Origin of the sequence: Paraburkholderia lacunae, from assembly GCF_003353175.1 — a bacterium.
In the GTDB taxonomy this organism is placed as follows: Bacteria; Pseudomonadota; Gammaproteobacteria; order Burkholderiales; family Burkholderiaceae; genus Paraburkholderia; species Paraburkholderia lacunae.
The window spans coordinates 300,739-313,085 of sequence record NZ_QHKS01000007.1; the positions used below are offsets into that span (position 1 = coordinate 300,739).

Consider the following 12,347-nt stretch of genomic DNA (forward strand, 5'->3'; position numbering starts at 1 on the left):
GGGTCCAACGGTACTGCGGTAAAGCTTACGCGAGACTTATTGTTGCTTTGCAGCAGCGACTTGAGCGGCCACTTCAGCTGCGAAGTCGTCCTGCTTCTTCTCGATGCCTTCGCCGACCACGAACAACGCGAACTTCTGCACGCTCGAGTTGCCGGCCTTCAGCATCTGTTCGATCGTCTGCTTGTCGTTCTTAACGAACGTCTGATTCAGCAGCGACACTTCCTTCAGGTACTTCTGCACGCTGCCGTCGACCATCTTGGCGACGATTTCAGCCGGCTTGCCCGATTCGGCGGCCTTCTGTTCAGCGATGCTGCGCTCCTTGGCGATCAGATCCGCCGGCACGTCGTCCGACGACAGCGACACCGGCTTCATTGCCGCGATGTGCATTGCGACATCTTTGCCGACCTGCTCGTCCGCGCCGGTGTACTCGACCAGCACGCCGATACGCGTACCGTGCAGGTACGCTGCCAGCTTGTTCGAGGTTTCGAAACGCTCGAAACGGCGGATCGACAGGTTTTCGCCGATCTTGCCGACCAGCGCCAGACGCACTGCGTCGACCGTCGAGCCGTCCAGCGGCAGCGCCGACAGGGCAGCGACGTCAGCCGGGTTTTGCGTAGCGACCAACTCAGCGATCTGCTTCGAGAAAGCCAGGAAGTCGTCGTTCTTCGAAACGAAGTCGGTTTCGCAGTTCAGTTCGACCAGCGAACCAGCGTTGCCGCCGATGAACGATGCAACCACGCCTTCAGCCGTCACGCGCGACGCTGCCTTGCTGGCCTTGTTGCCCAGCTTCACGCGCAGCAGTTCTTCAGCACGCGCCATGTCGCCTTCGGCTTCCGTCAGCGCCTTCTTGCATTCCATCATCGGCGCGTCGGTCTTCGCGCGCAGTTCTGCAACCATGCTTGCGGTAATTGCCGCCATCATTTGCTCCTTGAGTTCCGTCTGTCACACGCCGCCCGGACTTCGATACCGGCGGCAAGAATTCGTTTCAGCGTTGTGCGTATTTTTTACAAACAACGTTTCGGGCACCGTTTTCGACGCCCCGCTACAATGTCGCGGCTTAAAAAAAGGGGGCCTGTAGAAAGCCCCCTTTTTTGCCGGACACGGGGTGGCTTTACGCTTCCCCGTTGACCTCGACGAACTCGTCGCCATCACCGCCACGGGCAGCTTGCACCACTTCGTTGACCGCGTTCGCACGGCCTTCCAGGATCGCGTCAGCCACGCCGGCCGCGTACAGAGCGACAGCCTTGCTGGCGTCGTCGTTACCCGGGATCACGTAGTCCACGCCTTCCGGCGAGTGGTTCGTATCGACCACGGCGATGACCGGCACACCGAGCTTGTTCGCTTCGGTGACGGCAATCTTGTGGTAGCCGACGTCGACCACGAAGATCGCGTCCGGAATACCGCCCATGTCCTTCACGCCGCCGATCGACTTTTGCAGCTTGAGCATTTCGCGTTCGAACAGCAGCGCTTCTTTCTTGCTCATGCGTTCGGTTTCGCCGGCTTCCAGCGCTGCTTCCATGTCCTTCAGGCGCTTGATCGAAACCTTCAGCGTCTTGAAGTTGGTCAGCATGCCGCCGAGCCAGCGTGCGTTGACATACGGCATGCCAGCGCGTTGCGCCTCTTCAGCGATCGTGTCGCGCGATTGACGCTTCGTGCCGACGAACAGGATCGTGCCGCGGTTCGCCGCCAGTTGACGCGCGTACTTCAGCGCGTCGTTGTACATCGGCAGCGTCTTTTCGAGGTTGATGATGTGAATCTTGTTGCGATGACCGAAAATGAAGGGAGCCATCTTCGGGTTCCAGAAGCGCGTTTGGTGACCGAAGTGGACACCGGCTTCCAGCATTTGACGCATGGTAACTGCCATGAAATTCTCCGCGAGGGTTGGGCCTTAAGCCGGCTGCCGTATCGGCCGCGCCCGCCTTTTCTGGCTGAGCGCAACGGACACCCTGGGTGCGCCGGCTTGCGAGTCTGCTGCCTTGAGTCTGCTGCCTTGTTACTACTCACTCATGGCGCAGGCAGCTAGCGCCATGAGCGGCCTCCCCTTCTTCTCTCACCACGTGGGCCGCGGCTATATGCATAATAAATACGCACAAACGAGAACAAAGATCGACTTAGCCAGAGATTATAGCACGCGACTATCGGCCGGCTCAACCCGCACGGTAGCTCCTGTTTGCCGCAGACGGGTTGCACCTGTCTTTTTGCGACCGGCTTTGAACCAGCGCGCAACAGGCGCCGACGCGACTGAAGGCCAGCTTCGATCCACGTCCGCAAAAACCAGCCTTGCAACCGCCTTCAAAATGCCCGAAACACGCCGGGAACACGGCCGCAAAGCGCGCCGGCCCTATCGCAAAAGCCTGCGGCGGCCTGAATATGGTGCGATAATCCCCGAATAAATCGCATTTCAGGCCCGACTCATGGCTATTACGCTCAAAAACGAACACGATATCGCGCAAATGCGCGTCGCCTGCAAGCTCGCAAGCGAGTTGCTCGACTACATTACGCCGTTCGTCACCGCCGGCATTACCACTGGCGAACTCGACCGGCTGTGCCACGAATACATGGTCAAGGTACAGGGCACGGTTCCGGCTCCGCTGAATTACCAGCCGCCCGGCTATCCACCCTATCCGAAAGCCACCTGCATCTCGGTCAACGACGTGATCTGCCACGGCATTCCGGGCGACAAGACGCTGAAGAACGGCGACGCGCTGAATATCGACGTCACCGTAATCAAGGAAGGCTATTTCGGCGACACGAGCCGGATGTTCATCGTCGGAGAAGGGTCGATTCTGGCGAAACGCCTTGTGCAAACCACTTACGAATGCATGTGGCTCGGCATCGATCAGGTGCGCGCTGGCGCCCATCTGGGCGACATCGGGTACGCGATCCAGAAGCATGCCGAAGCGCAGGGCTACAGCGTGGTGCGCGAATACTGCGGCCACGGCATCGGCACGGTGTTCCACGAAGATCCGCAGATTCTGCACTACGGCCGCCCGGGCACTGGGCTCGAATTGCAGGCGGGCATGATTTTCACGATCGAGCCGATGATCAACGCCGGCCGTCGTGAGATCCGTACCATGCCGGACCAATGGACCGTCAAGACCAAGGACCGCAGCCTGTCGGCGCAGTGGGAGCACACCGTGCTCGTCACCGAAACCGGCTATGACGTGCTGACCGTCTCCGCCGGCACGCCTGCGCGCCCGCCGGTCGTGGCCGCCACCGCCTGAGCGCTTTCCGCCCCCACTCGCCCGCCTGCCAATGAGTAGTGTTCCTGTCGTCGCCCAATCCCATGCCACGTCGCTCAAGGCGGACTACAAAGTGGCCAAAGCCCAGTTGCTGGAACGCTTCAAGACGGCTACCAACGTCGATGCGCTGATGGCCGCCCTCGCGCGCGCCACCGACGACTCGCTGCGGGCCGCCTGGAACACCTGCGAACTGCCGTCCGAGCTGGCGCTGCTGGCCGTGGGCGGCTATGGACGAGGCGAGCTCGCGCCGCACTCGGACATCGATATCCTGGTCCTGCTGCCGGACGCGCCGATCGCCCATCTGGAAGCGCGCATCGAACGCTTCATCAGCCTCGCGTGGGATCTGGGGCTGGAACTCGGCAGCAGCGTGCGCAGCGTGTCGCAGTGTCTGGAAGAGGCCGCCAACGACGTCACCGTACGCACTTCGCTCCTCGAAGCGCGGCGCGTCACCGGCAGCACCCTGCTATTCGACGATTTCGCGCGGCGTTACCGCGAAGCGCTCGATCCGCGCGCATTTTTTCAGGCGAAAGTGCTGGAAATGCGCCAACGGCACGCCAAGTTTCAGGACACGCCGTATGCGCTCGAGCCGAACATCAAGGAAAGCCCGGGCGGCCTGCGCGATCTGCAACTGATTCTGTGGATCACCCAGGCGGCCGGCTTCGGCAGCAGCTGGCGCGAACTCGAGGCACGCGGCCTGATTACCGAACGCGAAGCGCGTGAACTGCGCCGCAACGAAGGCTTCCTGAAAGCGCTTCGCGCCCGCTTGCATGTGATTGCGGGCCGTCGTCAGGACATTCTGGTATTCGACCTGCAAACCCCGGTGGCAGAGAGCTTCGGCTACAAGCCGACCGCCACCAAGCGCGCCAGCGAACAGCTGATGCGCCGCTATTACTGGTCGGCCAAGGCCGTCACGCAGCTCGCGACGATCCTGATCCAGAACATCGAAGCGCAACTCTTCCCCAGCACGAGCGGCATTACGCGCGTGCTGTCCGACCGCTTCGTCGAGAAGCAAGGCATGCTTGAAATCGCCAGCGACGACGTGTTCGAACGCGAACCGAACGCGATTCTCGAGGCCTTCCTGCTGTACGAGCAGACGCCGGGCGTGAAAGGCTTGTCCGCGCGCACACTGCGCGCGATCTACAACGCCCGCGACATAATGGATCAGCACTGGCGGCGCGACCCGGAAAACCGGCGCCTCTTCATGGGCATCCTGAAGCAGCCGGCCGGCATCACGCACGCGCTGCGGCTGATGAACCAGACCAGCGTGCTTGGGCGCTATCTGCTGAATTTCCGGCGCATCGTCGGACAGATGCAACACGACCTGTATCACGTCTACACGGTCGATCAGCACATCCTGATGGTGCTGCGCAACCTGCGCCGTTTCGCGGTGGCCGAGCACGCGCACGAATATCCGTTCTGCAGCCAGCTGATCGCCAATTTCGACCAGCCGTGGGTGCTGTACGTGGCGGCGCTGTTTCACGACATCGCCAAGGGCCGCGGCGGTGACCATTCGGTGCTCGGCATGGCCGACGCGCGGCGCTTTTGCCGCAGCCACGGTATCGAGGGCGACGACGGCGAACTGGTCGTCTGGCTGGTCCAGCAGCATCTGACCATGAGCCAGGTCGCGCAGAAGCAGGACACGAGCGACCCTGAGGTGATCAAGCAGTTTGCCGAACTGGTCGGCACTGAACGGCGTCTGACGGCACTTTACCTGCTGACCGTCGCCGACATTCGCGGCACCAGCCCGAAAGTCTGGAATACGTGGAAGGCCAAGCTGCTCGAAGACCTGTATCGCTCGACGCTGGCGGTGCTCGGCGGCGCGCGGCCTGACGCGCATTCGGAACTGAAGTCGCGTCAGGAAGAGGCGCTTGCGCTGCTGCGCCTCGAAACCGTGCCGGAAGGCGCACAAAAGGCACTATGGGACAAGCTGGATATTGGCTACTTCCTGCGCCACGACGCGGCGGATATCGCGTGGCAGACACGCGTGCTGTCCCGTCACGTCGAAACGCCGACCCCGATCGTGCGCGCCCGGCCCGCGCCGATCGGCGAGGCGCTCCAGGTGCTGGTTTACGTGAAGGACCAGCCCGAGCTGTTCGCCGCCATTTGCGCGTATTTCGACCGCAACGGCCTGTCGGTGCTCGATGCGCGGGTCAGCACGACCCGTCACGGGTACGCGCTCGATAATTTCCTCGTCGCGCATACCGAAGAAGACGTGCATTATCGCGATATTGCCAATCTGGTCGAACAGGAACTGACCGCACGCCTGGCGGGCGACGGCACACTGCTGCCGGGACCGTCGAAAGGCCGTCTGTCGAGGCTGTCGCGGACCTTCCCTGTCACGCCGCGTGTCGATCTTCGGGCCGACGAGCGCGGCCAATACTACATCCTGTCCGTGTCGGCCAACGACCGGCCAGGCCTTCTTTATTCGATCGCGCGCGTGCTGGCCGAGCATCGGGTCGGCGTCTCCTCGGCGCGGATCAATACGCTCGGCGAACGCGTCGAAGACGTGTTCCTGCTGGATGGACACGATCTGTCGGACAACCGCCTGCAAATTCAGGTCGAGACCGAACTGCTGCGCGCGATCGCAGTGTGAGATTTCATGCGAGTCAAATTAACAGCCAAGCACCCGCGGCCGGCTTCGTCCGAACGCGCCCCTGTCCGTACCGGAAGCGCATCGGCGCGTAAGCCGACGCGCCCGGCGGGACCGAAGCCGTCGACCTCCGCGACGGGTTTTAGTGGGGCGCGCGGTGAAGGCGCAGCGGCGGGCGGCGGCAAGCGGCCAGCAGGCCAGTCAGCGGGCGGCGGCACGCGGCCGGCGCGGGCCGACGGATCGTTTTCGCGTGAGCGGAACACGGCAGGTACTGGCGCTGCGCGCCGGGCGACGTCGGATCGCCCGCCGCGCCGTGAGGGTGCGGGCGGTGCGCCGCGCCGCGCCGATGCTGAGCGTGGCGAACGGGCGCCGGGGCGATTTGAAGGCGGCGCTGAACGTAGTGAACGAGCTCCACGCCGTGCAGATGGCGAACGCAGCGAGCGTGCGCCGCGCCGCTTTGAAGGCAGCGGCGATCGTAGTGAACGGGCCCCACGCCGTGCCGAGGGCGAGCGCGCCCCGCGCCGCTTTGAAGGCGGCGGCGATCGTAGCGAACGGGCTCCACGCCGTGCCGAGGGCGAACACGCCCCGCGCCGCTTTGAGGGCGGCGCCGATCGTAGCGAACGGGCTCCGCGCCGTGCCGAGGGCGAGCGCGCCCCGCGCCGCTTTGAAGGCGGCGCCGATCGTAGTGAACGGGCCCCACGCCGTGCCGAGGGCGAGCGCGCCCCGCGCCGCTTTGAGGGCGGTGCCGATCGTAGTGAACGGGCCCCACGCCGTGCCGAGGGCGAGCGCAGCGAGCGTGCGCCGCGCCGCTTTGAAGGCGGCGGCGATCGTAGTGAACGGGCTCCGCGACGCTTCGAAGGCAGTGCGGCCGCTCCACGCAGTTTCGAAGGCAACCGTGCGCCGCGTCGTGACGATGGCGAGCGTCGCTCATTCAGCGCTGCCCGCCCGGGTACCGGCCGTCCGTCGGAAGGCGGACCGCGCCGTGAGCGCGATGCGTCCGATCGGCCGCGCTTCGGCAGCGACCGCGGCGCCCCGCAAGAGCGCCGCACCGGCGAGCGGCCGTCGCGCAGCGACAGCGCGCCGCGCCGTTATGAAGGTGAACGCGGCTCGTCCGATCGGGGTGAGCGCACATTCGCGAAACCCGTCAAAAGCGGTTACAGCGACCGCCCGGACCGCTCCGCCCGCGCACCACGCGACGACCGTGGCGGCCGTGGCGAGCGAGCACCCGCAAAACGCGAATTCGGCGATCGGCCGCCGCGAGTCGAGCACAGCGAGCGCACGGAACGTAGCGACCGCCCTGCCCGCAGCTTCGACAAAGCGCTGCCGGCCGCCGCACGACGCTTCGGCGACAACGACCGCCCGGCAAGCGCCGACAAGCCGCGCGGCCCGTCCTCAGCCAAAATCGAACGGGACGCCGACGCCTTGCCGCGCACACCCCGCCGCGATTACGAAGACGCGCCAGGCACCTTGCGCTTGTCGAAGCTGATGTCCGAACTCGGCCTGTGTTCGCGCCGGGAAGCCGACGAATGGATCGAAAAAGGCTGGGTACTGGTCGACGGCGAGCGGATCGACACGCTCGGCACCAAGGTTCGTCCTGATCAGCGGATCGAGATCGATCCCGCCGCCGAGGCCGCGCAGGCGAGTCAGGTGACGGTCTTGATCCACAAGACCGTGGGCTTCGTGTCGGGTCAGGCGGAAGACGGCTATCAGCCGGCCATCACACTGGTTACGCCGGAAAACCGCTGGGAAGGCGACCGCTCGGACATTCGCTTCTCCGTTGCTCATCTGCGCCAACTCGCGCCAGCCGGACGTCTGGACATCGATTCGACGGGCCTGCTGGTGCTGACGCAGGACGGCCGCATCGCCAAGCAGCTGGTCGGCGGCCATTCGGAGATCGACAAGGAGTATCTGGTGCGCGTGTCGTATGGCGAGCACACCACCGACGTCGAAAGCCATTTCCCGCCGGAAAGCCTCGCGCTGCTTCGCCACGGCCTCTCGCTCGACGACGCGCCGCTGAAGCCTGCGCAGGTCAGCTGGCAAAATGGCGAGCAGCTGCGTTTCGTGCTGCGCGAAGGCAAGAAGCGCCAGATCCGCCGCATGTGCGAGCTGGTCGGCCTCGAAGTGGTCGGCCTGAAGCGCGTGCGGATGGGCCACGTCATGCTGGGCGCGCTGCCGCCGGGTCAATGGCGCTACCTGGCGCCGGACGAGTCGTTCTGACGCTAGGCGCGTAAGGCTGGCTTGTGAGACTCACCCGACAAAAAGAAAAAGCCCAATCAGCGTAAGCCGATTGGGCCTTTTCGGTCAGGCTGACCATCTCATTAAACCCACGCATTGCGTGGGTTTTTTGTTTCCCGGCAGCTCGATGATCCGACCTCCGCCGGACAAGAAGCGGCATCAATCGTCGCTTTCCGGGTCCAGATCCGGAAACAGAACTTCCGTGAAGCCGAACTGCGAGAAATCGGTAATCCGCATCGGATACAGTTTGCCGATCAGGTGATCGCACTCATGTTGCACGACGCGGGCGTGGAAGCCTTCGGCGACGCGATCGATCGGCTTGCCATACTGATCGAAGCCGTGATACCGGATCATCGACAACCGGCTGACCGCACCTCGCAGTCCCGGCACCGACAGACAGCCTTCCCAGCCCTCTTCCATATCCAGCGAAACGGGCGTGATGGTCGGATTGATCAGCACGGTCTCCGGCACCGGCGGCGCATCCGGATAGCGCTCGCTGTGCCCGAAGCCAAAGATCACCACCTGCAGATTGACGCCGAGCTGCGGCGCGGCGAGCCCCGCGCCGTTCGCGTCGCGCATGGTCTCGAACATGTCTTTCACGAGTTCATGCAGTTCGGGCGTGTCGAAGTGATCGACCGGATCAGCAATACGCAGAAGGCGCGGATCGCCCATCTTGAGAATTTCACGGATCATAACTGCCCCTCCAGGAGCTTGCGCATACCATCTTCGTCGAGTACGGGGATGCCGAGTTCCTCCGCCTTTGCAAGCTTGCTGCCTGCTTCGGCGCCGGCCACCACGTAATCGGTTTTCTTCGACACCGAACCGGCCACTTTGGCGCCGGCCGCTTCGAGCATTTCTTTCGCCTCTTCGCGGGCGAGCGTGGGCAAGGTGCCGGTCAGCACCACCGTCTTGCCGGCCAGTATGCCTTGCGGCGCCTTCGGTGCGGGCGGCCCTTCCGGCCACGTGACCTTGCCGGGCGCGCGCAGTTGCTCGATCACCGTGCGGTTGTGCTCTTCAGCGAAAAACTGATGAATCGACTCGGCGACCACCGGCCCGACATCGTTGACCTCCAGCAACGCTTCGACCGACGCGTCCATGATCGGATCGAGCGAGCCGAAATGCCTGGCCAGGTCTTTCGCCGTCGATTCGCCGACGTGACGGATGCCGAGCGCGTAGATAAAGCGCGCCAGCGTGGTGTGCTTGGCTTTTTCGAGCGAGTCGAGCAGATTCTGCGCGGATTTGTCGGCAAACCGGTCGAGCTCGGCGAGCGTCGCAAAGCCAAGATTGAACAGATCGGCCGGCGTGCGCACCAGGTTCTGCTCGACCAGCTGATCGATGATCTTTTCGCCGAGCCCGTCGATATCCAGTGCGCGACGTTGCGCGAAGTGCCACAGCGCCTGCTTGCGCTGGGCGGGACAGAACAGACCGCCCGTGCAGCGCGCAATCGCCTCGTCCGGCAACCGTTCGATGCTCGAGCCGCACACCGGGCAGTGCGTGGGCATGACGAACTCGCGGGCGTCGTCCGGACGCCGGTCGAGCAGCGCGCTCACCACCTCCGGAATCACGTCGCCGGCACGCCGCACAATCACCGTATCGCCGATACGGATGTCTTTGCGGCGCACTTCGTCTTCATTGTGCAGGGTCGCATTCGTCACCGTCGCGCCGCCGACGAAGACCGGCTCCAGCCGCGCGACCGGCGTGATCGCGCCGGTGCGGCCGACCTGCACGTCGATCGCGACGAGTTTGGTGAGCGCTTCCTGCGCGGGGAATTTGTGCGCCAACGCGAAGCGCGGCGCGCGCGACACAAAGCCGAGCGCGTCCTGCTCATCGCGCCGGTTGACCTTGTAGACCACGCCGTCGATGTCGTACGGCAGGCTCTCGCGCTTCTCGCCCACCGCATGAAAAAATCCCAGCAGGCCGTCGGCGCCTTGCGCCACGGCTCGCTCGCCATTGACCGGCAAGCCGAGTTCCTTGTACCAGTCGAGCAGTTCGCTATGCGTGGCCGGCATCTCGATGCCTTCGAGCACGCCGATGCCATACGCGAAAAACGACAGCGGCCGCTGTGCGGTGATCTTCGAATCGAGTTGCCGCAGACTGCCCGCCGCGGCATTGCGCGGGTTGGCGAATTCCTTTTGCTCCGCGGCCCGCTGACGTTCGTTCAGGCGCTCGAAGTCGCGCTTGAACATCAGCACTTCGCCGCGCACGTCGAGCACACGGGGCACGCGTTTGCCCTTGAGCTTCAGCGGAATGGAGCGGATCGTGCGGACGTTTTCGGTAACGTTCTCACCGGTGGTGCCGTCGCCGCGCGTGGACGCCTGCATGAAATTGCCGTCGACGTAACGCAGCGAGATGGCGAGGCCGTCGAACTTCAGCTCGGCAGCGTAATCGACCGGCACCGGCGGCTCGCTCGCATTCTTGCCGAGCGCATCGCCGACGCGTTTGTCGAACGCAATGATGTCTTCGTCCGCGAAGCCGTTGTTCAGCGACAGCATCGGCTGATCGTGCACGACCGGCTCGAAGCCGCTCGCCGCCTCGCCGCCCACACGCTGGGTGGGCGAATCCGGCACGATCAGGTCCGGATGTTCCGTCTCGATCTGTTGCAGCTCCTTGAAAAGCTTGTCGTATTCCGCGTCCGGCAAGTCAGGCTGGTCGAGCACGTAGTACGCGTAGTTGGCGCGTTCGAGTTCCGCGCGCAGCCACGCGGCCCGCTCTGCCGGAGCGCTGGTTGCTGGATTGGAGACGGGGGTTCGGGCCATGCTGTCGGAAGGTTCTTTGTGAAATTCAGACATTGGATTATCGCAGGAAAGCGTGCCCCTTTACATCGGCCGATCGACCAGTTTCGAGCGTTCGCCGGCCGCGCGAGGCGCTGCCTGAAAGCACTGCCCCCAATGACAACGGCCGCACATCGTGCGGCCGTCGGATACAACGTGAAAGACCCGGAATGTTACTGGCTGAAGAGGCGTCGTGTCGCGGGCGAACCGGCCGGAATGCCCGCCTGTTCGAGCTTCGCGTAGAGCGTCATCAACTGCTTTTCAATCGCCAGCAACGCGGTTTCCGGCAACGGCCGCCGGCCGTCGTCGACCACCCGCCCGCCGATGCGCTCGGCCAGCGATTTCGCGTAGTCGCACATCAGACGGAACGGCAGGATGTCTTCATCGGCCACCGGCACGTCGAGCACCAGTGTGATCATCTGGCCACCCTTGTAGGTGAGGTCGTCGCGCAGGAAGTTGGTGTCGCCGAACTGCAGCATGAACACCGGGCTCTGCTTCGCGTCGAGCTTGACGAAGCGCGTGCCGTCGCGCGACAGCAGCAAGCCGTCTTGCGAGGCGATCGCCTGCACGTAGTTGGCCGACCACGGCGCGCCGTCGGAGAGCACGTTGATCGACAGTTGCGCGTCGCACTGCGCGGCAAAACCGTCCAGTTCGCGCGCCATCGCGACCGTTTCGAGCATGTCGGGGAATTCCGGCGACGCATCGAGCGCATCGGCAAACTGCTGCACGCCGGTCACGAACTCCGAGAACTCCAGTTCATTGAGCGCCCCGCTGCGATTGGCCAACTGCGCGGCCGCGCGCAACTCTTCGTAGCGCGCGCCGTTTTGCAGCAGCTCCCACGCTCCGCCTTCAAGCTTGCCTTCGATATGCACCGGCTTGCTGCCCGCGCGGCGCAGACGCTGCGCGAGAGGAATCACCTTGTCGCCGGCCACCGGACCGTTCAGGCGAATCGGCACGATGCAGTCGATGCGGCGATCGACGATGGCCGGCGGCGCCGACGAAATCGTCGTAGCGGCCGGCAGGATCGGTTCGACGGGCTCGCCTGCTTTCGCCGCCTTGCGGCCCTCAGCCGCGTGAGCGCCTTCCGCAGCCGCGACGCCTTCGGCATCGGGATAGCCGTTCGGCGTAGTCGTCTCCGCCTGAATATCGGCCGGCGTATCGAGCGGTGCGGCCGCTGAACCGAAAGTCGGTTCGACGCGCGCCGCCGCCGTTTGCGCAACCGCATCGGAACCCACCACCGGCTCGCGGCGCGTGGTGGGCCGGGCCGGCTCGATGAACGGGCTCTGTTCCTGCTGATCGTCCCGCGCCAGCGTTTCGGCAGCGTCGGCCGGCATCGGCCGCGGCATCTTGCGGCGCACTTTCGCGCCCTGCCAGGCGTTGTACACAACCACGCCCCCGACCACCACGGCACCCGCGCCGATCAAACCGAGTGTCAACTCGTCCATGCATGCTCCATCAGCAATTCTTCTGTCTGCGCGGCTATGCGCCCGCCCCACGTGCCGCGCGGCC

8 protein-coding genes are annotated in these 12,347 nt (G+C 64.4%); 3 read left to right on the forward strand and 5 right to left on the reverse strand.

The features are described 5' to 3' along the window. Positions 1–36 precede the first annotated feature (36 nt). Positions 37–918 (reverse strand): translation elongation factor Ts, encoded by an 882-nt coding sequence (tsf, locus tag DLM46_RS13200; RefSeq protein ID WP_115101259.1) that lies wholly within the window; start codon positions 916–918, stop codon positions 37–39. Positions 919–1,111: 193 nt separating this feature from the next. Further along, positions 1,112–1,864, reverse strand: coding sequence for a 30S ribosomal protein S2 (gene rpsB / locus DLM46_RS13205; protein ID WP_115101196.1), 753 nt, complete (start codon positions 1,862–1,864; stop codon positions 1,112–1,114). A 550-nt stretch (positions 1,865–2,414) separates the two neighbouring features. On the opposite strand from rpsB, the gene map reads away from it, so the two are divergent. The 3 genes from map to DLM46_RS13220 are packed head-to-tail and all read left to right on the forward strand — an operon-like array spanning position 2,415 to position 8,049. Then, positions 2,415–3,224 carry a type I methionyl aminopeptidase gene (map, locus tag DLM46_RS13210; protein WP_115101197.1) on the forward strand — a complete coding sequence of 270 codons (810 nt, stop codon included), beginning with the start codon at positions 2,415–2,417 and terminating at the stop codon, positions 3,222–3,224. 31 nt (positions 3,225–3,255) lie between these two features. Then, positions 3,256–5,835: a [protein-PII] uridylyltransferase gene (locus DLM46_RS13215; RefSeq protein ID WP_115101198.1), complete on the forward strand. Its 2,580-nt coding sequence runs from the start codon at positions 3,256–3,258 to the stop codon at positions 5,833–5,835. Between the two features lie 6 nt (positions 5,836–5,841). Next, positions 5,842–8,049, forward strand: coding sequence for a pseudouridine synthase (locus DLM46_RS13220; RefSeq protein ID WP_115101199.1), 2,208 nt, complete (start codon positions 5,842–5,844; stop codon positions 8,047–8,049). 177 nt (positions 8,050–8,226) lie between these two features. Here DLM46_RS13220 and def read toward each other — a convergent pair whose 3' ends face one another. From def to DLM46_RS13235, 3 genes are all read right to left on the reverse strand, one after another. Next, on the reverse strand, positions 8,227–8,760 hold the full coding sequence (def, locus tag DLM46_RS13225) for a peptide deformylase (RefSeq protein WP_115101200.1): 534 nt from the start codon (positions 8,758–8,760) through the stop codon (positions 8,227–8,229). Continuing rightward, positions 8,757–10,823, reverse strand: coding sequence for an NAD-dependent DNA ligase LigA (gene ligA / locus DLM46_RS13230; RefSeq protein WP_115101201.1), 2,067 nt, complete (start codon positions 10,821–10,823; stop codon positions 8,757–8,759). The genes def and ligA overlap by 4 nt, the downstream gene beginning before the upstream one ends. 188 nt (positions 10,824–11,011) lie before the next feature. Then, positions 11,012–12,283, reverse strand: a complete 1,272-nt coding sequence (locus tag DLM46_RS13235) for a cell division protein ZipA C-terminal FtsZ-binding domain-containing protein (RefSeq protein ID WP_115101202.1) — start codon at positions 12,281–12,283, stop codon at positions 11,012–11,014. Positions 12,284–12,347: the final 64 nt, after the last annotated feature.

Excerpts from the sequence above, each read along its gene's own strand:
- tsf (WP_115101259.1), bottom strand. The coding sequence starts at position 918 with ATGGCGGCAATTACCGCAAGCATGGTTGCAGAACTGCGCGCGAAGACC.
- rpsB (WP_115101196.1), bottom strand. The coding sequence starts at position 1,864 with ATGGCAGTTACCATGCGTCAAATGCTGGAAGCCGGTGTCCACTTCGGT.
- map (WP_115101197.1), top strand. The coding sequence starts at position 2,415 with ATGGCTATTACGCTCAAAAACGAACACGATATCGCGCAAATGCGCGTC.
- DLM46_RS13215 (WP_115101198.1), top strand. The coding sequence starts at position 3,256 with ATGAGTAGTGTTCCTGTCGTCGCCCAATCCCATGCCACGTCGCTCAAG.
- DLM46_RS13220 (WP_115101199.1), top strand. The coding sequence starts at position 5,842 with ATGCGAGTCAAATTAACAGCCAAGCACCCGCGGCCGGCTTCGTCCGAA.
- def (WP_115101200.1), bottom strand. The coding sequence starts at position 8,760 with ATGATCCGTGAAATTCTCAAGATGGGCGATCCGCGCCTTCTGCGTATT.
- ligA (WP_115101201.1), bottom strand. The coding sequence starts at position 10,823 with ATGGCCCGAACCCCCGTCTCCAATCCAGCAACCAGCGCTCCGGCAGAG.
- DLM46_RS13235 (WP_115101202.1), bottom strand. The coding sequence starts at position 12,283 with ATGGACGAGTTGACACTCGGTTTGATCGGCGCGGGTGCCGTGGTGGTC.